Genomic DNA, 19806 nt, shown 5'->3' with positions numbered 1-19806 from the left:
CGCCGCCCTGTGTGTCGTCGATGACAAGCTGAAAGTCCCTGCCATCTTGAAAAGAATTCGCGGTATTACGCAGTCTGGAACTGCACATTCCGTTCAGCATTTCCGTGCGCGAAGCGTCTTTAGCCTTTTGCTGGAAACACCTTACGGGCGCGCCACGGCGATACCATGGCGCGCCTTGATGTTTTTTATTCCGCCGCGTCCGGAAGTGCCGGCTGCTGCTCGTCGCGTGTATCGTCCAGCTCAACGTTGAGACCGAGCGAACGCATTTCCTTGACAAGAACGTTGAAGCTTTCTGGAATACCAGCTTCAAACGTATCATCGCCACGAACAATCGCTTCGTAGACCTTGGTACGGCCTGCAACGTCGTCCGACTTGACCGTAAGCATTTCCTGCAGCGTGTAAGCCGCACCGTATGCTTCCAGAGCCCAGACCTCCATTTCGCCGAAGCGCTGGCCACCGAACTGCGCCTTACCACCAAGCGGCTGCTGAGTGACGAGCGAGTAAGGTCCGATCGAACGAGCGTGGATCTTGTCGTCGACCAGGTGGTGGAGCTTCAACATATAAATGTAGCCCATGGTCACCTGACGATCGAACGGCTCACCCGTACGGCCATCATACAGCGTCGACTGACCCGAGGTCGCGAGACCTGCATCCGTCAACATCGCATTGATGTCAGCTTCTACAGCGCCGTCGAATACCGGCGTTGCGATCGACACGCCGCGCCTGACCTGGCTGGCCAGCATGAGGACGGAATCGTCATCATAGGACCGGACCGGTTCGTTGCGGTCGTTGTCTGGGTAGATGTGCTCCAGCGTATCGCGCAATGGCTGAATGTCAGCCGTTTTGCGATAAACGTCGATCAGCTCACCGATCTTCTTGCCCATACCTGCGCAAGCCCAGCCAAGATGTGTTTCCAGAATCTGGCCCACATTCATACGGCTCGGCACGCCAAGCGGATTAAGAACGATATCGGCATGCGTACCGTCTTCGAGGAATGGCATGTCTTCGACAGGCAGAATGCGCGAAACCACACCCTTGTTGCCGTGACGGCCAGCCATCTTGTCACCCGGCTGGATCTTGCGCTTCACAGCAACAAAGACCTTGACCATCTTCATGACGCCTGGAGGCATCTCGTCGCCGCGCTGTACCTTCTCGACCTTATCCATGAAGCGTGCTTCGAGCAGCTTCTTGGATTCGTCGTACTGGCCACGAAGGGCTTCCAGTTCACCCTGGTGCTTCTCGTCTTCAACGGCGAACTGCCACCATTGCGAACGCGGATACTCGGTCATGATTTCGCGAGTAATGGTTGTGCCCTTCTTGAAGCCCTTAGGGCCAGCAGCAGCAACCTTACCGTCGATCATGTCAGCGAGACGGCCATAGACGTTACGATCCAGGATAGCCTGTTCGTCGTCACGGTCCTTCGCAAGACGTTCGATCTCCTCGCGTTCGATAGCCATTGCGCGTTCGTCTTTTTCAACACCATGGCGATTGAAAACGCGAACTTCAACAACGGTACCGTACGTGCCTGGAGGCATGCGCATGGAGGTGTCACGAACGTCGGACGCCTTTTCACCGAAGATGGCGCGCAGAAGCTTTTCTTCCGGCGTCATCGGGCTTTCGCCCTTCGGCGTGATCTTGCCGACAAGAATGTCGCCAGGATGCACTTCAGCACCGATGTAAACGATACCAGCCTCGTCGAGGTTCTTCAGTGCTTCTTCCGAAACGTTCGGAATGTCGCGTGTGATTTCCTCAGGTCCAAGCTTCGTGTCACGAGCAGCAACTTCGAATTCCTCGATGTGGATCGAGGTAAAGACGTCGTCCGAAACGATCTTCTCGGAAAGAAGGATCGAATCTTCGTAGTTGTAGCCGTTCCAAGGCATAAACGCGACGAGCACGTTACGGCCAAGAGCCAGGTCGCCCAGATCAGTCGACGGACCATCAGCGATGATGTCGCCCTTACCGATAGGGTCACCAACGCGTACAAGCGGACGCTGATTGATGCAGGTGCTCTGGTTCGAGCGCTGGAACTTCTGCAGACGATAGATATCAACGCCAGACTTCGAAGGATCGAGGTCTTCGGTAGCGCGGATAACGATACGTGTTGCGTCAACCTGATCGACGATACCACCGCGACGAGCGGCAATAGCGGCACCAGAGTCACGAGCAACAATTGCTTCCATACCTGTTCCGACGAACGGAGCTTCAGCGCGTACCAGAGGCACGGCCTGACGCTGCATGTTCGAGCCCATGAGAGCGCGGTTCGCATCGTCGTTTTCAAGGAACGGAATAAGTGCTGCAGCAACCGAAACCAGCTGCTTCGGCGAAACATCCATCAGATCCACGTTTTCACGCGGAGTCATCATCACTTCACCGGCATGACGGCAGATGACGAATTCGTCAACGAAACTGCCATGCTCATCCAGCTCAACGTTTGCCTGAGCAACCGAGTGCTTCGCTTCTTCCATGGCCGAGAGGTAGACAACGTCGTACGTTACCTTGCCATCGACAACCTTGCGGTACGGGCTTTCGATAAAGCCGTACTTGTTGACGCGGGCAAAAGTTGCGAGCGAGTTGATCAGACCGATGTTCGGGCCTTCCGGCGTTTCAATCGGGCAAATACGGCCATAATGCGTTGGATGCACGTCGCGGACTTCGAAGCCAGCGCGCTCGCGGGTCAAACCACCAGGTCCAAGAGCCGAAAGACGGCGCTTGTGGGTGATTTCCGAAAGCGGGTTGGTCTGATCCATGAACTGCGACAGCTGCGAGGAGCCGAAGAATTCACGTACAGCCGCGGCAGCAGGCTTCGCGTTGATCAGATCCTGCGGCATGACCGTGTCGATTTCGATCGAGGACATACGTTCCTTGATCGCACGTTCCATACGCAGAAGACCGACGCGATACTGATTTTCCATCAGCTCGCCGACCGAGCGGACACGACGGTTGCCGAGGTTGTCGATATCGTCGATTTCACCACGGCCATCGCGCAGTTCAACGAGCATCTTGACCACAGCAAGGATGTCTTCCTTGCGCAGAACACGTACGGTGTCTTCTGCATCGAGGTCGAGACGCATGTTCATCTTCACGCGACCAACAGCGGACAGGTCATAGCGTTCCGAATCGAAGAACAGCGAATGGAACATGGCTTCAGCCGAGTCCATTGTCGGCGGCTCACCTGGGCGCATAACGCGGTAGATGTCGAACAGCGCTTCCTGACGGCTTTCGTTCTTGTCGACAGCCAGCGTGTTGCGGATATACGCGCCAATATTGATATGATCGATATCGAGAACGTTGATCTCTTCAACACCGGTATCAAGAAGCGTCTTGAGAACCTTCTCATCAATTTCGTCGCCGGCTTCGAGATAAATCTCACCGGTGGCATAATTGACGGTATCTTCAGCAAGGTACGAACCAAAGAGATCGTCTTCAGTGGCCTTGATGAACTTGAGGCCCTTTTCAGCAAGCTGCTTCGCAGACCGAGCGGTCAGCTTCTTGCCAGCTTCGAGAACGACTTCACCAGTATCCGCATCGATAAGATCAGAAATGATCTTCATGCCCTTGAAACGGTCTACCGAGTAAGGGATACGCCAGTTGTCACCATCACGCGAATAGGTGACGGTGTTGTAGAACGTTGACAGAATCTCTTCGCCGTCCATACCGAGCGCCATAAGCAGCGTCGTTGCTGGAAGCTTGCGGCGACGATCGATACGTGCATAGACCACGTCCTTGGCATCGAATTCGATGTCAAGCCATGAACCACGGTAAGGAATGACGCGAGCAGCGAACAAAAGCTTGCCCGAGGAGTGCGTCTTGCCCTTGTCATGATCGAAGAACACGCCCGGCGAGCGGTGCATCTGCGAAACGATAACACGTTCCGTACCGTTCACGATAAAGGTGCCGTTGTCTGTCATGAGCGGCATATCGCCCATGTAAACGTCCTGCTCCTTGATGTCCTTGATGGACTTCGCGCCAGTATCTTCATCAATATCAAATACGATCAGACGCAGCGTCACCTTGAGAGGTGCCGAATACGTCAAATCGCGCTGACGGCATTCGTCAACGTCGAACTTCGGTGCATCGAATTCGTAGCGAACGAATTCCAGCATTGAAGAGCCGGAGAAATCCTGAATTGGGAAAACAGACTTGAAAACCGCCTGCAAACCCTCTTCAGAACGCCCGCCAGCTGGTTCCTCAACCATGAGGAACTGGTCGTATGATGCCTTTTGAACCTCAATGAGGTTAGGCATTTCCGCGACCTCGGGGATCTTGCCGAAAAATTTGCGTACGCGCTTGCGACCATTGAAAGAATGGGTCTGAGCCATCGTCGCTCCTCGTTCTATAGCCTTAACGGCTTGCTCACGCCTTGCGGCCTTTATCGTGCGCCGCCTCACGGCGGTCCTTCTAACGGGCTAAACCCGTTTTCTGAAAGCCTGGTCGAGGCCATCAGAAAAAGGGTTTAAAAGGATCAGAACGTTGTAGTTAAAATCGCTCTGACTATGATTTGCATAAAGAGAACCTATTTCCGCGCTTTTCGTTTCTTTTCATGCATTTACTCCAGATGCAAGCCCGGAGTTAAACTGGCGGATGGTTTCCATCCGCCAGAATAATGAACTTACTTAAGTTCAACCTTAGCGCCAGCTGCTTCGAGCTGTGCCTTGATCTTTTCAGCTTCGTCCTTGGAAGCGCCTTCCTTGACAGCCTTAGGAGCGGCTTCAACGAGGTCCTTAGCTTCCTTGAGGCCGAGACCGGTGATTGCGCGAACTTCCTTGATCACGTTGATCTTGTTAGCGCCACCGTCAGCGAGGACGACGTCGAATTCAGTCTTTTCTTCAGCAGCAGCAGCTGGAGCAGCGCCAGCAGCAGCAACTGCTACAGGAGCAGCAGCAGAAACGCCCCACTTCTCTTCGAGAAGCTTCGAAAGCTCAGCAGCTTCCAGAACTGTCAGAGCCGAAAGGTCGTCAACGATCTTTGCGAGATCAGCCATTTTGGTATTTCCTTAGTTTAAGGTTTGAACTGTTTGAAATGAGAAACGGCCTTAAGCCGCCTCGTTCTTCCGGGCGTGCGCGCCAATAACGCGGGCAATCTGGCCCGCTGGAGCGCTGGTAAGTACTGCAAGACGCTGAGCCGGGGTTTGGATCATTCCAACCAGCTTTGCGCGCAGTTCGTCGAGCGATGGGAGCGAAGCAAGCGACTTTACGCCATCGGCGTTAAGTGTCGTTGCACCCATTGAACCACCAAGAATAACGAGCTTGTCGTTAATCTTGGCGAACTCGACGGCTACTTTCGGAGCGGTAATCGGGTCGTCTGCATAAGCAACGACCGTCTGACCTGTAAACAGATCAGCAATACCTTCCGACTCCGTGCCCTGAAGAGCGATTTTGGCAAGGCGGTTTTTCGCGACTTTAACGGTGCCACCAGCGTCACGCATTTTGGAACGAAGATCGCTCATCTGCGCAACGGTGAGACCGGTATAGTGGGCCACGACGACCGAACCGGACTCTTTGAAAGCGCCGTTCAGCCACGCGACAAATTCGCGCTTTTCCGCTCTATCCACTGTGTCTCTCCAGTAGACAGGACCAACTGGTCCTGCCGGGTTGCCTTTGCCAGATAAACCTTGCGGCCCATCTGACGTTCGAGGATCCTGTCCCCTTCAGCTTCGCCCGCAAAAGCGGAATTCACTCAAAGGCAACTACGGTTCAAACCACGCATGCACTTTCGTGCGAAACAAGGTTATTCCACGTCTCATGCAGGCCGTATGTTTAAGGACTACCACCCAAAGATGATGGTCCGCCTGCAATCTCGGACAGGATAACCGGACTTTCGTCCGGCTATCCGGATCTTGCGATCCGGAATTCTTGCACTTTCGACTACTTTCGCAGTGCTGGCGTGCGGCCTATGCACCTTCCCTTTCGGGAAAGCTCAGGCTCCGGCGAACCGGAGCCAAAACAACTTAAGCGACGACCTTAACGGTTGCCGGATCGACCTTGACGCCAACGCCCATGGTCGAAGAGATCGATACGCGCTTAACGTATTCACCCTTAGCAGCCGAAGGCTTTGCCTTGATAACTGCGTCAGCAAAGGCCTTGATGTTTTCTTCGAGCTTCTGGCTATCGAAGGAAACCTTGCCGATACCGGCGTGGATGATACCAGCCTTTTCAACGCGGAATTCAACTGCGCCGCCCTTGGAAGCGGTAACTGCAGCTGCAACGTCGACGGTCACAGTACCAACCTTAGGGTTTGGCATCAGGCCGCGTGGGCCGAGTACCTTACCGAGACGCCCAACGAGTGGCATCATGTCAGGGGTTGCAATGCAACGATCGAATTCGATCTTGCCGCCATTGACGATATCGACCAGTTCTTCTGCACCAACGATGTCGGCGCCAGCCTTCTTGGCTTCTTCAGCCTTGTCGCCGCGTGCAAAAACAGCAACGCGAACGGTACGGCCGGTGCCGTTTGGAAGGTTGACAACGCCACGAACCATCTGGTCGGCGTGACGCGGATCGACGCCGAGGTTCATTGCGATTTCGATGGTTTCGTCGAACTTGGCAACTGCACGTTCCTTAACCAGACCGATTGCATCGGACAGGTCATAGAGCTTGTTGACGTCAACGCCTTCGCGGATCTTAGCTACACGCTTGGAAATCTTTGCCATGGTCTTAGCTCACCACTTCCAGGCCCATCGAACGGGCAGAACCTTCGATCATACGCATTGCCGCTTCCACGTCAGATGCGTTCAGATCCTTCATCTTAACAAGAGCAATTTCGCGAACTTTATCACGCGCAATTGTGCCTGCCTTTTCCTTGCCAGGCGCCTTTGAGCCCGACTTGAGGTTGGCAGCCTTCTTAAGGAAGTAGGTTACCGGAGGAGTCTTCATCACAAAAGTGAAAGACTTGTCCTGGTAGTATGTGATCACGACTGGAATCGGCGAACCTTTTTCCAGTTCCTGTGTGGCAGCGTTAAATGCCTTACAGAATTCCATGATGTTGATGCCGCGCTGACCCAATGCTGGGCCAATCGGAGGCGATGGATTGGCCGCACCTGCTGCTACCTGGAGCTTCAGCTGGCCTGCAATTTTCTTAGCCATTGCATTCTGCCTTCATAAAAATACCGGAAACCGGCGTTCTCGATTAATGCCGGAAAACCCGGCTCTCGACTGACGTCAGATAAACTGACTGGCAGTTTGGTGGTGCGAAATCAGCGACCGGCTAAGCCGCCTATCCTTCCACCTTTTCCACTTTTGACAGCGGACACCCTTGCGGGCAAACAATCAGAGCTTGTCGACCTGACTGTATTCAAGATCCACAGGCGTAGCACGCCCGAAGATGGAAACTTCAACCTTGAGACGGGCACGCTCATCATCGACTTCCTGAACGATACCGTTGAACGAAGCAAACGGACCATCGGAAACGCGAACGTTTTCACCAATCTCAAACGTGATCGATGATTTTGGCCGATCAACACCATCCTGAACCTGGTTCAGAATCTGATCGACTTCCTTCTGAGAAACTGGAACAGGCTTTGAATCGCCAAGGAAACCAGTCACGCGCGGCGTATTCTTAATCAAAGAAAACACAGCATCAGTCAGCGTGGCATGTACAAGTACATAACCCGGGAAAAACTTGCGCTCAGCATCGACCTTTCGGCCGCGGCGAACTTCAACAACCTTTTCGGTAGGCACAACGATCTGCTCGATCAGGCCGGAGAGCCCCTTCTGAGCAGCTTTGATTTCGATGTCCTCGGCCACCTTCTTTTCGAAGTTGGAATAGGCGTGAACGATGTACCAGCGCGCTGTCATCTCGTAACTCCCCAATCCTGCTTAGCGGCCAAGGCCAAGTATAAATTCTACGCCATAGGCCATAAGCTGATCGGCAAGAAAAAAGAAAATAGCAGCCAGAAACGCCATGACCACCACCATGATCGTGGAGATGATCGTTTCACGCCGTGTAGGCCAAGTTACTTTCGCCGTTTCGGCGCGAACCTGCTGGAAAAAGGTGATCGGATTCGTCTTGGATGCCATCTGCCACTCTATTTGCTTGGTGAACCACCATTTCCGACCCAAAAACGAATCAAAAACGGGAACCCACGCGTATACGGTACGCAAAGCTGAAGATTCAGCCCCACGCACCGCGTGTCTGTTGACGTTACATAGAATCGATTCTCAAAAAAAACAAGCCCATTGGTTAAAAGAATACCATACAGGCTTATCGGAGATAACCGATCCTTGCTAAATTCGCTTAACCAGCCATTCAATTACACATCCGTATAATTTGGCGGTAGCGCCCCTCCCTGCCCGGCCAACAAGTTCCGGCAGAAAGTTATTTTCTCCGATCTCGTATCGAGACCGTTTCAAATCAAAACGAACTCAAGCGCATATCGAATAGGCACGAAATTCCGCCTATATCATCGTGCTTTGTGCACCCAGGAGGGCGCATGACACTCTACTTACAATACAGAAAACGAGCGTTCATAGTCAAGCCATGAACACTCGTTTAAAATGGCAGGGGCAGCAGGGTTCGAACCCGCGACCTACGGTTTTGGAGACCGTCGCTCTACCAACTGAGCTATACCCCTATTTGGTATTCAGGATGCCAGACTGGCGGCAGTACCGCCAGTCAAATTCTTTACTCGATGATCGAAGCGACGATGCCTGCACCGACGGTACGGCCACCTTCACGGATAGCGAAGCGGAGCTTCTCTTCCATTGCGATCGGGACGATCAGCGTAACGTCAACGGTAACGTTGTCGCCAGGCATAACCATTTCCGTGCCTTCTGGCAGGGTAACAACACCGGTCACGTCAGTCGTACGGAAGTAGAACTGTGGACGGTAGTTGGTGAAGAATGGCGTATGACGGCCACCTTCGTCCTTGGTCAGAATGTAGGCTTCTGCCTTGAACTTGGTGTGTGGCTTAACCGAACCTGGCTTGCAGAGAACCTGACCACGTTCAACGTCGTCACGGCCTACACCGCGAACCAGTGCACCGATGTTGTCGCCAGCCTGGCCCTGATCGAGCAGCTTGCGGAACATTTCAACGCCGGTAACAGTCGTCTTGCCGGTGGCCTTGATGCCAACGATTTCGACTTCTTCGCCAACCTTAACGATACCGCGCTCAACACGACCGGTAACAACAGTACCACGACCCGAAATCGAGAAAACGTCTTCGATTGGCATCAGGAACGGCTGGTCAATCGGACGCTCTGGCGTCGGAATGTAGTCGTCAACTGCAGCCATCAGGTTGCGGATTGCGTCTTCGCCGAGTTCCTTCGAAGAATCTTCCAGAGCAGCAAGAGCCGAGCCCTTGATGATTGGAACTTCGTCGCCTGGGAAGTCGTACTTCGAAAGCAGTTCACGAACTTCGAGTTCTACGAGTTCGAGAAGTTCAGCATCGTCAACCTGATCGCACTTGTTCAAGAACACGACGATCGCAGGAACACCAACCTGACGAGCGAGCAGGATGTGCTCACGGGTCTGTGGCATCGGGCCGTCAGCTGCCGAAACAACCAGGATCGCGCCGTCCATCTGTGCAGCACCGGTGATCATGTTCTTGACATAGTCAGCGTGGCCTGGGCAGTCGACGTGTGCATAGTGACGAGCCGCAGTTTCATATTCAACGTGTGCCGTCGAAATGGTGATACCGCGAGCGCGTTCTTCTGGTGCAGCATCGATCTGGTCGTATGCCTTGAATTCACCGAAGAACTTCGTGATTGCTGCTGTCAACGACGTCTTGCCATGGTCAACGTGACCAATCGTGCCGATGTTTACGTGGGGCTTATTACGTTCAAACTTGCTCTTTGCCATCGCCGTTGTTCTCTTTGTTCTAGAACCGCTCGAGCGCCAGCACGAAAATCTAACAGACTTTCAGGCCGGCATTTATGCCAAAACGGAACGGCGAACCGCCCGTCGATGATTCCTTACACGCCTATCCGCTCTTGAAAACTGGAGCGGGTAACGGGAATCGAACCCGTGTATTCAGCTTGGAAGGCTGCTGCTCTACCATTGAGCTATACCCGCATACTCTAAACTCTTATCCGACAGTGGTGGAGGAAGTTGGATTTGAACCAACGTAGGCTTAGCCAACGGATTTACAGTCCGTCCCCTTTAACCGCTCGGGCATTCCTCCTAATATCACTATCAGCAGAGTCGAGTAACTAGGCATTTTCTGCAGAATTTCTAGTGGGCTGTGTGGGCCTTCCGTTGTTCTGCGAGGGGGCTTATGCCGATATGCGCTCGTCCTGTCAACAGGGTAAAAGTGAAAAGAATGCATATCCTTCCAATAGTTGCAGGTGACAGCCGATTGAGGTTCAGGCAGAACCGCCGGAAATCAGGGCTTAAGGCCTATTGGGCGTCCAAATTTCCGGGCTCATTTAACTGCTATCCAACTATCTTCCCTGCTGTGGACAGGATATAAGCGCATCATGAACGATCAAAACTCTCCCCGTACCCCAAAAGATTCTCACTATGCGCGCCTGCGTCGCGAACATCGCGATCATAAGGCTGTTCAAGAAGGCAAGGCTCCGCACAAGCCGCAGCGCGCTCCGATACCTGCAAGTCGTGTAGCGGAAGGAACAGTCCGTCTTTACGGCCTGCACACCGTACGCGCTGCAGTGGAGAATCCCGCGCGCAACATTCTGCGTATGCGCGCCACACGCAATGGCTTCGCTCGGCTTGAAATTGGCGAAGCGGAAACTCTGCCCTTCCCTGTTGAAATCGTCGAACCAAAAGACATCGACAAAGAGACAGGCTCCGATGCCGTGCATCAGGGCGTTATGATTGAAGCGCAGCCGCTTCGGCCTAAGAAACTGTCAGAACTGAAAGAAAGCCCGCTGTTGCTGGTTCTCGATCAGGTGACCGATCCGCATAATGTCGGCGCGATTATTCGTTCGGCTGTGGCTTTTGGTGCTGGCGCACTGATCACAACAAGCCGTCACAGCCCGCAGGAAAGCGGCGTGCTGGCGAAAGCTGCGTCTGGAGCGCTCGAACTGATTCCTCACATCGAAGTGCGCAATCTGGCAGACGCCATCGAAGAACTTCATTCTCTCGGATTCATGACCATCGGCCTTGATTCGGAAGGGCCGCGAGAAATGGAATCGACACTCTCCGGTGATCGCGTAGCCCTTGTTCTCGGCGCTGAAGGCAAGGGATTGCGTCAGAAGACCCGCGAAACAGTGAGTGCTTTGGCACGGCTCGACATGCCAGGCGAAATCAAGTCGCTAAACGTCTCCAATGCGGCCGCCGTTTCACTTTACGCGGCCGAGCGCTATCTGCGCGCGCGCCGCCCTTCATAAAAAATCAGCCCAACTCGATTATCTGGAGCGTTTCATACGCTCCAGATAATGTTTTGATAGCTGTATCTCGCCAATTCATGCGGTCGCAATATAGGTTCGAATATCTTCTGCCTCGCGCTCCACATCTTCAATGCGCCGTTTCACAACGTCGCCAATGGAGATGATTCCTGCAAGCTTGCCGTTTTCTTCGACAGGCATGTGGCGAAATCGGTTGCGGGTCATTATTTCCATCACCTGATTCACGGTGTGATGTTCTCGACATACCTGTACTTTTGTGGTCATAAACTCAGACACCAGCCGGTCCGCGATCTTTTCCTGCATAGACGCAATAGCGCGCACCACGTCACGTTCAGAAAAAATACCCTTTATCCGGCCGGATTCATCGCAGACGACCAAGGCACCGATTTTGCGTTGAGCCAGGACAGCAACAGCATGTGAAAGCGTGTCATTGGGACCGATAACAACAACATCCCGGCCCTTTGTCTCGAGAATCGATCTAACAGTCATGCCAAAGTCCCTCCCAAGGTTCAGCAATCTATCTTGCGGCTCTGCCGCATGATTCTAACGCAGCTCCTCCAGCTGTGTTCCCAAGATGGTGCGCTTTCAATGAATGCTTTGCAAGCGGACTAAATAGGGAGGGATCAGGTCAGCGCCTGATTACTGCGTCGTAGCTGCGCGGCTTATCCAGCAATGAAATGCCAAAGAACCCAGCAATAAATCCGCCAATATGCGCTTCCCAGGCAATGCCCGACAAATCAGCCCCGCCGGTCGAATAAAGTCCCGTAAAAATATTGATCAGAAACCAGATTCCTACGAAGGTCAGCACGGGCTTCAATGTCAGCGTAAGGCCAATCGGCAAAACCGGCCCGGCAAATTCTGATCGGCGTCCAGCACCAACACGGCGGAATCCATAACGTGCAGCAGCGCCCATCATGCCGGAAATCGCCCCGGAAGCCCCCACAAGCGGCGTTACACTTTCGGGGTAAATGGCATAATGCGTCAGCCCCGCAATCACCGATGTCAAAATCCAGAAGATGATCATTCGACCGGTGCCAATACGTCCTGCCAGCGGAGAACCAAAAGCCGCGAACCAGATCATGTTGACCGCAATATGGGCAAAACCACCATGCATGAAAGAGTAACTGATGAGCGTGAACAGTGCTGCCGGATCGGAAAAACCGCCTGCCAATGAGAATCGCGCTGGAATCAAAGCGAAGTTCAGCATGAACTCATAATTCTGCTGCTCGCTGATAATGTAGTTCTGATAAATGTAAACGCCCGCGCAAATAGCCATCAATGCGAGAATGACGCTCGGTATGTTGAATATCGGCTCGCCACCGCCCAATCGTCTCGAATCATTGGCATTTCCGCGCATTTCAGGCTGAGGCGTATTCATAAATTGCCGCTTTCCATCTGCTAGAGCGCATCCCGAAAAGTGTGAAACGGTTTTCGGAACAAGATGCGCGTAAATACAAAGATATAGAGCATTTCTCACGGCTCAACTTAAACTGAAAATACTCTAGAGACCGGATGCGCTGATTGCACATCTTAAGATGTTGGGATTCTTGATAAGTGACAATTCGTTAAAAATAAAGGCCGCCGGAGGGTCCCGCACGGCCTTGTCGCAAATGTCTGATATTTGCGAGACAAAATCTGGAGATCAGGAAAAAGCCAACCAAGACAATGACTTCTTCTGATAACTCATCAAACTGCTATAAAAGAACTTTTGCAACTATTACTTCTTATTAACCTTAACAAGCGCACGTCGTGGATGAACAAAGGGTTAAGCTGGCATCTTGCTCGTTAATACTATTTTAATGCGCTGATCGACGGGCACTGCCCGCAAATCCAGACGAACGGCCAGAGAGCAACAAGCAGCGCAAAATGAAAAACCGCAGCACGATCGCAATCTTCAGCGAATGGCAGCGACTGGCTCTGGGTCAGAGCGGCAGCTTGCGTGCGCCGCAGCGCGAATCTGTCCAGCCGCGCAAACTCGGACGTCATTTGTCGGATCTGTTTTTTCTCGAAGAAGACGAAAACGGTGAGTTGATATTCCGCCTGGCAGGCACCCGCATCTGCGCGCTGTTCGGACGAGAACTGAAGACCACTCGTTTTCTCTCACTATGGCCGGAGCGCAACCGCCCTGCCCTGAATGAACTGGCGCGCAACATCAATTCACTGCTGGTACCCGCTTTAAGTCAGAACGATGGAATAAGCCTTTCAGGACGCAGCCTGTCTTTTGAAATGCTGCTTGCTCCGCTCGAATCGAGTGACGGCGGAAGGCTCAATCTGCTCGGCGGCATCTCTGTGCTCAATGATGTCGCCTGGGCCGGGGCAGATCCGTTGGTACTGGGTAACCTCAACAGCATCGAACCGCTGGCGCCCGATCTCGTCGTGATACAGGAAATCCGCAAGCCATCAGTTGTCACCATGAACGGCACAAATGCCGCAAGCAGCACCCGTCGCTGGGCAACGCCGGTGCCGACGCGCGATATTCCCGCTCTGCGCGTCATTACCGGTGGCAAAGCCTGACGCACCTTTTAGATGCGCGTGTTAAAAGGTAAACACGCACTAAGGTTACGGATTAGCAAATTGATTTTGGAGCCCTTGTCGGCATCAAAACGCCATAAATAGCGCTATTATGGCTCATATAGCGCTATTTCTGAACAAACCGTTGCTGAGTTTCGTGCAGTTTTATTCAAATTAGATTCGCATTTTCGCGTCTGAATTTCCCCGCTCTCAAAGTCTTGCACGCATCCTTGTTTCCGACAGGGAGACAAAAAGAATGACAAAGCAGACAATCATCGCAGCAATGCTGATCCTTTTGGGAACGGTTTTCGCACAAGCTGCAAACCCGGCATCAAGCTCGCATTGGATGCCAACCGGCGAACGCACTTCGCAGCCAATCGGGCATTATGATTTTTGCGATCGTCACGAAGCCGAGTGCAAGATCACCAGCAACAACAGCGCGCCCCTCACACTAAATCAGAAAGTCTGGCAAGAAATTATCGCCGTTAACGCCAGCGTAAACGAACGAATCATGCCGCGCACCGACATGGAAGTCTGGGGAAAAGAGGAATATTGGGAATACCCAACGACTGCCGGCGATTGCGATGACTACATGTTGCTCAAGCGCCGTGAATTGCTGACACTAGGTATTCCGGCCAACACACTGTTGATGACCGTTGTTCGTCAGCCAAATGGTGAAGGCCATGCAGTCCTGACCGTACGCACCGATCGCGGCGATTTCATTCTCGACAATCTCGATAAGCGTGTGCGCATCTGGAACGAAACCGACTACACATTCTTAAAGCGCCAATCCACAGCCAATACTGGTGCATGGGTGTCGATCAAGAATGGTAGCGATCAGTTTGTAAGTAGCATTCGCAACTGATTTCGATAAACCTAATGAAGAAAAGGACGGGTCGTCATTCCCCGTTCTTTTTTATTTATACGGGCTCCAAACCACGCATAAAGGACTGCCCCTTCTCGACATAATGCTGTGCGGACAGTTTCAGTTTCTCAATAGCTGAAGAATTAAGCTCCCGAATAACGCGGGCGGGCGATCCAACGATCAGAGAATTATCCAGAAACTCTTTGCCTTCCGTGATAAGCGCGCCAGCGCCAATCAGGCAATTGTTACCGATCTTCGCGCCATTGAGAATGATTGCACCCATACCAATCAGGGTGTTTTCGCCAATCGTGCAGCCATGCAGAATCGCTCGGTGCCCGACGGTGCAGCCTTTGCCAATCGTAAGCGGAAAACCAATATCGGTATGCATGATGGTGTGTTCCTGCACATTGGTGTTCGCTCCCACATTGATCAGCTCATTATCACCGCGCAAAACGGATCCAAACCAGAAGCCAGCATTTTCCCCGATCGCAAGTTTGCCAATCAGCGTCGCGTCCGGTGCGATCCAGTTGCTGGCTCGGTCGACAAATTCCGGTTGATGACCGTTATACGCATAAATTGGCATGAGCTTTCCTCCATTACAAAATCTCGAAGCAAGATGCGCTATTTATCGTAAGAACGAAATGCGGCTTTACGCCAACAAAAAACGCCCTCCCTGTAAAACAGGAAGGGCGTTCTTGTTCATCGCAACGTATCTCAGAGATCCACGTCGAGAATGGCCATCGAGAAGTTGTAAGAAAGTTCGCCTTCGTCTTCATCCTTGTAGACGAGCCCCAGGAATTCATCGTCCAGATACACCTCGGCGGAATCGTCTTTGCGTGGACGCGCCTTAATCTGCAGGCCAGGATTGTTAAAAGTCCGCTTGAAATATGCGTCGAGTTTCTTGAGTTCTTCGGGTTTCAACCGGCTTCTCCTGAGATTGATTTGAGGCCGGTTTAATGCACCCGCCCTTATGTGATGTAAAGCACTAACACATGAGCTGATGTGCCCATGCACGAATAGTTATGAACCGCTAAGCGTGATATAGGCCGCTCGGATTGAAAAACCAGCGGTTGGCAATTCTCACAATTTAGCAGGTCAATAAGGCATCAGATGCCTTCGCCAAACATGTGTTCGCCGAACGCAGCTTCGCTCAACATCTGATCCATGACACGCGAAGGCTCAGAGCAACCGCTTTCACCGACCACCTTCGCAGGCACACCTGCAACGGTAGCATTCTGTGGAACAGATTTCAGCACAACAGAGCCGGCCGCTATCTTTGAGCAGTTTCCTACTTCAATATTACCAAGGATTTTGGCACCTGCACCGATCAGCACGCCGTGACGGATTTTTGGATGACGATCGCCACTGGCTTTGCCTGTACCACCAAGGGTAACACCATGCAGGATCGAGACGTTGTCTTCGATCACCGCGGTCTCACCGACCACAAGTCCGGTAGCATGATCAAGGAACAATCCACTGCCAAATTGCGCAGCGGGATGAATATCCGTCTGAAAAATAGAAGACGAGCGGCTTTGCAGATAATAAGCGAAGTCTTTGCGCCCTTCTTTATAGAGCCAATGCGCCAAACGATGCGTTTGGATCGCATGAAAACCTTTGAGATAAAGAACCGGGTCCATGAAACGGTTATAGGCCGGATCACGATCATAAACCGCCTGAATATCCACCCGCACGATATGCGACCATTCCGGGTTTGCCTCTAACATTGCATCGAAGGTCTGGCGCAGAATATCTGCGCTTACATCCGCATGTCCCAGACGCTCTGCAATACGATGCATCACAGCATCTTCCAGCGTCGACTGGTTGATAATCGTTGCGTAAAGAAACGTTCCAAGCACGGGATCGTTCTTGGCAGCTTCCTCCGCTTCGGCGCGGACAGAGTGCCAGATCGGATCAACCTGCCCCAAGGAAGGGGATACTTTCGCGTTCGTACGAACTGACATTATGCATGCTCCAATTTTGCTCAATGCGGCGTCTGAACACTCCCCTTGCCCGTTTGCCTGCATCGCAATGTGAGTTCAGCGGATAACATATCTCAAAATGCCGTGCCTTTACACCGCATAAATCTTATCGCTCAGTTTAACGCAATTGAATGAAATCCACCGTATCGGCTCAAAGAGGATTTTCTTCAAGAAAGGCCAAGACTCCCTTTTTATAGACCTTATCGCCCACCGCCAACATATGATCGCGGTCCGGGATATCGAGTGCCTGGCCATTTGGCAGCATATCGGCCAGTTCCTGTGCACTTCCTGCAATATCGTCAGTGGTACCAACAGCTACAAGGACCGGCTGCATGATGCGCGCAATTGCCTCGGCAGAAACCAGTTCTTTAGACGTAATGACACAAGCCGCCAGAGCAATCCGGTCGCTCTTGGTCTGATCGGCAAATTTACGGAACATCAGTCCGCGCGGATGGGTGATCGTCGATGGGTCTTCAGCAAGCAATGCTTCGCCAATCGGCTCCCAATCGCCAGCACCTGTCACCATTCCAATGCCAAGCCCCCCAAATACAGCACTACGAACACGATCAGGATGCTCGATTGTAAGAAACGCGCTGATGCGCGCCCCCATCGAATACCCCATCACATGCGCTTTTTCGATGCCCAGATGGTCAAGCAACGCTGCCGCATCGCTCGCCATAGCGCTCGGCGTATAATCATCGGCTTCATGGCTTTTCGCTGAAAACCCATGCCCACGATTATCTATCGCAATGACACGATATCCGGCTTCGGTCAGCGTCCGAAACCAACCGGGCGACACCCAATTGACAAGGCTTGAGGACGCAAAGCCATGAATGAGCAAGATCGGATCGCCTTCTCCGTCCTGACGATACGCAAGACGCAAACCATCATGTTCGAAATATTCGATATCGAGCGCGCTCAATTTTGTATTCCTTTTGATTTTTAGATGCGTGGTGTCGGAATCATTTCCGCAAAGATGCGAAGCGGTTCGCACAGAAACAACAAATTAGAGGGTTTCCAGCAAAATTAGAAAAATCTAGCTGCGACACTCGCCACAAATAGCTGTGTGGATCGCTCTGTCACCACGCTTGATTCCGATCCGTTTAACAGTACCGGCAAGAAGTTCCACGACATAAGCCGCCGGCCCTTGCGAAGAAATAATATCTTCGGAAAACGGGACAGCGTTTTCATGAATCGAGGATACATGGCCTGTGTCATCAAGGAAAACCATATCCAGCGGCGAAGGCGTGTTCTGCATCCACATCATAACACTGCGCATTTCACCGAATACGAAAAGCATGGCTCGATCCTTTGGGAAGTCGGTGCGCCACATCAGCCCGCGCATCCGCGCCTCGTCCGTCGCAGCAACTTCCAAGCCAAATGACACTTTGCCTTTCGAGGTCATGAAGGTGAGTGGTTCTTTGTCCATTGGCAAATGTATGGGCTTGGTTTCCTGCGCTTGGGTGGAAAACGCAAAGAAAATAAATGCAAATGCGAAAAGAATGCGGCCCATTACCTGCTCTTGTCCTACATGCTCGTGTTGAGTGTCTTTTGACAGACAATCACGAATGGTGCGTTTGAGCGGCGGACATTACCAATCAGGCCCAGACGCGGCAAGGCCCAGTCACTGCTTAGTCACTGGCATCACCGGCTTGTGACATCGTCTGAAAGTCAAATTAGTGCGAAACGGGAATCGCCGTGCCGATATCCGGATGGATTTCAGCGGCCATAAGGCCCTTGTCACCGTTGCCGAAACGGATCAGGACAACCTGACCGGGGCGCAGTTCCATCATTCCGAAACGGCGTAGTGTTTCCATATGAATGAAAATATCTTCGGTGCCCTCACCGCGTGTCAAAAAGCCGAAGCCCTTAGTGCGATTGAACCACTTGACGATAACACGTTCCAGACCACTGGACGGCGTAACTGTAACATGCGTGCGCTGCGGCGGCATCTGCGCTGGATGCACAGCGGTCGACGTATCCATGGAAAGAACACGGAAGCATTGCATGCCACGGTCACCATTGCGAACTTCACAAACAATGCGCGCTCCTTCAAGCGCTGTTTGGAAGCCATCGCGGCGAAGCGAAGTGACATGCAGCAGAATATCGGAAAGACCCGGCTGGTCAGGAACAATGAAGCCGTAGCCCTTTGCAACGTCAAACCACTTAATGTGGCCGGACACTTCAATAAGTTCGCCTAGCTCTTCTGAGGAGGCCTGACTGCGAAACTGGTCACTCGACACAGATTTGTCCGCCATGCGCTCGCCCCTCCTCTGTTGTTCCGTTGCGATTCTGACCTGATTCTTGACCAAAGAATAACACTTCCTTAACCGGATGCGGCAAGCCTAAACTTATGCTGTCTTGAGGATGACCACAGGCTTTGTGCCTTCATCGTTAATTCGTAAATTTCTCAAATGCAAAATTGCCCTGTCAACAACACAATCAAAAACATATGGCAGCAGTAAAATTCGACAACTTGTTTACTTGTGTTTTCCCACAAGCAGCCTATCCACAAAACCGCTCTTAAATGCTCTGCAAAATGAACTGGGACTTGAGCTGAACCATTCCTCCGGGAATGCGTTGAACTTCTGTGACCGGGTCAGCATATGAACCAGGAGAAAACTATGCGTTATCTGCACACGATGGTTAGAATTCGCGATATTGATGAATCGCTCGATTTTTATGTCAACAAGTTTGGCCTTGAAGAAATTCGCCGCACCGAAAACGAAAAAGGCCGTTTCACGCTGATTTTCCTTGCCGCTCCATCCGATAAGGAAAAAGCCAAAGCAGAACGCGCGCCAGAGCTGGAGCTCACCTATAACTGGGACCCTGAAACCTATAGCGGTGGTCGTAATTTCGGTCATCTCGCCTACGCGGTCGATGATATCTATGAGACTTGCCAGAAATTGAAAGACGCCGGTGTCACCATCAACCGTCCGCCACGTGACGGCCATATGGCTTTCATCAAGTCTCCAGATGGCATTTCCATTGAGCTGATCCAAAAAGGCGAGCGCCTTGCACCACAGGAGCCATGGGCTTCCGCTGAAAATATTGGCAGCTGGTAATTACGAAAAAGGCCCGGTCTTTCGACCGGGCCTTTTTTTGCAATAAAGCACTTCCAGCAAAAGTGCAAAGCGGTTTTGCGTTGGAT

At 52.3% G+C, this 19806-nt stretch carries 20 protein-coding genes and 3 tRNA genes; 4 read left to right on the top strand and 19 right to left on the bottom strand.

Features of this window, described 5'->3' with window-relative positions:
* Positions 1 to 185: 185 nt before the first annotated feature.
* The 11 genes from rpoB to QBD00_RS02615 all read right to left on the bottom strand — a co-directional run bounded on the left by rpoB (position 186) and on the right by QBD00_RS02615 (position 10117).
* Positions 186 to 4319, bottom strand: a complete 4134-nt coding sequence (gene rpoB, locus QBD00_RS02665; protein WP_264231100.1) for a DNA-directed RNA polymerase subunit beta — start codon at positions 4317 to 4319, stop codon at positions 186 to 188.
* Positions 4320 to 4609: 290 nt separating this feature from the next.
* Positions 4610 to 4981, bottom strand: a complete 372-nt coding sequence (gene rplL / locus QBD00_RS02660) for a 50S ribosomal protein L7/L12 (protein WP_024898616.1) — start codon at positions 4979 to 4981, stop codon at positions 4610 to 4612.
* 51 nt (positions 4982 to 5032) lie between these two features.
* Positions 5033 to 5551, bottom strand: a complete 519-nt coding sequence (rplJ, locus tag QBD00_RS02655; RefSeq protein WP_095446822.1) for a 50S ribosomal protein L10 — start codon at positions 5549 to 5551, stop codon at positions 5033 to 5035.
* A gap of 396 nt (positions 5552 to 5947) precedes the next feature.
* Positions 5948 to 6649: a 50S ribosomal protein L1 gene (gene rplA, locus QBD00_RS02650; RefSeq protein WP_095446823.1), complete on the bottom strand. Its 702-nt coding sequence runs from the start codon at positions 6647 to 6649 to the stop codon at positions 5948 to 5950.
* A 4-nt stretch (positions 6650 to 6653) separates the two neighbouring features.
* Complete coding sequence (rplK, locus tag QBD00_RS02645) at positions 6654 to 7082, bottom strand: 50S ribosomal protein L11 (protein WP_007875441.1); 429 nt, start codon at positions 7080 to 7082, stop codon at positions 6654 to 6656.
* Between the two features lie 183 nt (positions 7083 to 7265).
* Positions 7266 to 7793, bottom strand: coding sequence for a transcription termination/antitermination protein NusG (gene nusG, locus QBD00_RS02640; RefSeq protein WP_095446824.1), 528 nt, complete (start codon positions 7791 to 7793; stop codon positions 7266 to 7268).
* A 21-nt stretch (positions 7794 to 7814) separates the two neighbouring features.
* Positions 7815 to 8015 (bottom strand): preprotein translocase subunit SecE, encoded by a 201-nt coding sequence (gene secE, locus QBD00_RS02635; protein ID WP_095446825.1) that lies wholly within the window; start codon positions 8013 to 8015, stop codon positions 7815 to 7817.
* Positions 8016 to 8493: 478 nt separating this feature from the next.
* Positions 8494 to 8569, bottom strand: a tRNA-Trp gene (locus QBD00_RS02630).
* A gap of 50 nt (positions 8570 to 8619) precedes the next feature.
* A complete protein-coding gene (tuf, locus tag QBD00_RS02625; RefSeq protein WP_095446817.1) occupies positions 8620 to 9795 on the bottom strand; it encodes an elongation factor Tu in 1176 nt (391 codons plus the stop codon).
* Positions 9796 to 9934: 139 nt separating this feature from the next.
* A tRNA-Gly gene (locus QBD00_RS02620) sits at positions 9935 to 10008 on the bottom strand.
* Between the two features lie 24 nt (positions 10009 to 10032).
* Positions 10033 to 10117, bottom strand: a tRNA-Tyr gene (locus tag QBD00_RS02615).
* A 295-nt stretch (positions 10118 to 10412) separates the two neighbouring features.
* Here QBD00_RS02615 and rlmB point away from each other — a divergent pair.
* Positions 10413 to 11282 carry a 23S rRNA (guanosine(2251)-2'-O)-methyltransferase RlmB gene (rlmB, locus tag QBD00_RS02610; protein ID WP_318578588.1) on the top strand — a complete coding sequence of 290 codons (870 nt, stop codon included), beginning with the start codon at positions 10413 to 10415 and terminating at the stop codon, positions 11280 to 11282.
* Between the two features lie 75 nt (positions 11283 to 11357).
* Here rlmB and QBD00_RS02605 read toward each other — a convergent pair whose 3' ends face one another.
* Positions 11358 to 11789 (bottom strand): CBS domain-containing protein, encoded by a 432-nt coding sequence (locus tag QBD00_RS02605; RefSeq protein WP_095446827.1) that lies wholly within the window; start codon positions 11787 to 11789, stop codon positions 11358 to 11360.
* Positions 11790 to 11928: 139 nt separating this feature from the next.
* Entirely contained in the window at positions 11929 to 12678 is a 750-nt protein-coding gene (locus QBD00_RS02600) for a rhomboid family intramembrane serine protease (protein ID WP_318578587.1), read from the bottom strand.
* A gap of 488 nt (positions 12679 to 13166) precedes the next feature.
* Here QBD00_RS02600 and QBD00_RS02595 point away from each other — a divergent pair, with 488 nt between their 5' ends.
* Positions 13167 to 13814 carry a PAS domain-containing protein gene (locus QBD00_RS02595; protein ID WP_318578586.1) on the top strand — a complete coding sequence of 216 codons (648 nt, stop codon included), beginning with the start codon at positions 13167 to 13169 and terminating at the stop codon, positions 13812 to 13814.
* A 253-nt stretch (positions 13815 to 14067) separates the two neighbouring features.
* Entirely contained in the window at positions 14068 to 14676 is a 609-nt protein-coding gene (locus QBD00_RS02590) for a transglutaminase-like cysteine peptidase (protein ID WP_318578585.1), read from the top strand.
* A gap of 55 nt (positions 14677 to 14731) precedes the next feature.
* On the opposite strand, the gene QBD00_RS02585 is transcribed toward QBD00_RS02590, so the two are convergent.
* The 6 genes from QBD00_RS02585 to QBD00_RS02560 all read right to left on the bottom strand — a co-directional run bounded on the left by QBD00_RS02585 (position 14732) and on the right by QBD00_RS02560 (position 18913).
* Complete coding sequence (locus tag QBD00_RS02585) at positions 14732 to 15259, bottom strand: gamma carbonic anhydrase family protein (protein ID WP_318578584.1); 528 nt, start codon at positions 15257 to 15259, stop codon at positions 14732 to 14734.
* A gap of 131 nt (positions 15260 to 15390) precedes the next feature.
* Complete coding sequence (locus tag QBD00_RS02580; protein ID WP_095446832.1) at positions 15391 to 15597, bottom strand: DUF3126 family protein; 207 nt, start codon at positions 15595 to 15597, stop codon at positions 15391 to 15393.
* A 185-nt stretch (positions 15598 to 15782) separates the two neighbouring features.
* Positions 15783 to 16637, bottom strand: coding sequence for a serine O-acetyltransferase (gene cysE, locus QBD00_RS02575; RefSeq protein WP_264231106.1), 855 nt, complete (start codon positions 16635 to 16637; stop codon positions 15783 to 15785).
* A gap of 169 nt (positions 16638 to 16806) precedes the next feature.
* Entirely contained in the window at positions 16807 to 17577 is a 771-nt protein-coding gene (locus QBD00_RS02570) for an alpha/beta fold hydrolase (RefSeq protein WP_095446834.1), read from the bottom strand.
* Positions 17578 to 17691: 114 nt separating this feature from the next.
* Positions 17692 to 18168: a DUF192 domain-containing protein gene (locus tag QBD00_RS02565; protein ID WP_095446835.1), complete on the bottom strand. Its 477-nt coding sequence runs from the start codon at positions 18166 to 18168 to the stop codon at positions 17692 to 17694.
* A 163-nt stretch (positions 18169 to 18331) separates the two neighbouring features.
* Positions 18332 to 18913 (bottom strand): cold-shock protein, encoded by a 582-nt coding sequence (locus QBD00_RS02560; protein WP_095446836.1) that lies wholly within the window; start codon positions 18911 to 18913, stop codon positions 18332 to 18334.
* Between the two features lie 366 nt (positions 18914 to 19279).
* Between QBD00_RS02560 and gloA the strand changes: the two genes are divergently transcribed.
* Positions 19280 to 19720 (top strand): lactoylglutathione lyase, encoded by a 441-nt coding sequence (gloA, locus tag QBD00_RS02555; protein WP_095446837.1) that lies wholly within the window; start codon positions 19280 to 19282, stop codon positions 19718 to 19720.
* Positions 19721 to 19806 lie beyond the last annotated feature (86 nt).

It is taken from the genome of Ochrobactrum sp. AN78 (genome assembly GCF_029909885.1).
Taxonomy (GTDB): domain Bacteria; phylum Pseudomonadota; class Alphaproteobacteria; order Rhizobiales; family Rhizobiaceae; genus Brucella; species Brucella quorumnocens.
This window is presented reverse-complemented; position numbering and strand designations above follow the sequence as displayed.

Excerpts from the sequence above, each read along its gene's own strand:
- rpoB (WP_264231100.1), bottom strand. The coding sequence starts at position 4,319 with ATGGCTCAGACCCATTCTTTCAATGGTCGCAAGCGCGTACGCAAATTT.
- rplL (WP_024898616.1), bottom strand. The coding sequence starts at position 4,981 with ATGGCTGATCTCGCAAAGATCGTTGACGACCTTTCGGCTCTGACAGTT.
- rplA (WP_095446823.1), bottom strand. The coding sequence starts at position 6,649 with ATGGCAAAGATTTCCAAGCGTGTAGCTAAGATCCGCGAAGGCGTTGAC.
- rplK (WP_007875441.1), bottom strand. The coding sequence starts at position 7,082 with ATGGCTAAGAAAATTGCAGGCCAGCTGAAGCTCCAGGTAGCAGCAGGT.
- nusG (WP_095446824.1), bottom strand. The coding sequence starts at position 7,793 with ATGACAGCGCGCTGGTACATCGTTCACGCCTATTCCAACTTCGAAAAG.
- secE (WP_095446825.1), bottom strand. The coding sequence starts at position 8,015 with ATGGCATCCAAGACGAATCCGATCACCTTTTTCCAGCAGGTTCGCGCC.
- tuf (WP_095446817.1), bottom strand. The coding sequence starts at position 9,795 with ATGGCAAAGAGCAAGTTTGAACGTAATAAGCCCCACGTAAACATCGGC.
- rlmB (WP_318578588.1), top strand. The coding sequence starts at position 10,413 with ATGAACGATCAAAACTCTCCCCGTACCCCAAAAGATTCTCACTATGCG.
- QBD00_RS02605 (WP_095446827.1), bottom strand. The coding sequence starts at position 11,789 with ATGACTGTTAGATCGATTCTCGAGACAAAGGGCCGGGATGTTGTTGTT.
- QBD00_RS02600 (WP_318578587.1), bottom strand. The coding sequence starts at position 12,678 with ATGAATACGCCTCAGCCTGAAATGCGCGGAAATGCCAATGATTCGAGA.
- QBD00_RS02595 (WP_318578586.1), top strand. The coding sequence starts at position 13,167 with ATGAAAAACCGCAGCACGATCGCAATCTTCAGCGAATGGCAGCGACTG.
- QBD00_RS02590 (WP_318578585.1), top strand. The coding sequence starts at position 14,068 with ATGACAAAGCAGACAATCATCGCAGCAATGCTGATCCTTTTGGGAACG.
- QBD00_RS02585 (WP_318578584.1), bottom strand. The coding sequence starts at position 15,259 with ATGCCAATTTATGCGTATAACGGTCATCAACCGGAATTTGTCGACCGA.
- cysE (WP_264231106.1), bottom strand. The coding sequence starts at position 16,637 with ATGTCAGTTCGTACGAACGCGAAAGTATCCCCTTCCTTGGGGCAGGTT.
- QBD00_RS02565 (WP_095446835.1), bottom strand. The coding sequence starts at position 18,168 with ATGGGCCGCATTCTTTTCGCATTTGCATTTATTTTCTTTGCGTTTTCC.
- QBD00_RS02560 (WP_095446836.1), bottom strand. The coding sequence starts at position 18,913 with ATGGCGGACAAATCTGTGTCGAGTGACCAGTTTCGCAGTCAGGCCTCC.
- gloA (WP_095446837.1), top strand. The coding sequence starts at position 19,280 with ATGCGTTATCTGCACACGATGGTTAGAATTCGCGATATTGATGAATCG.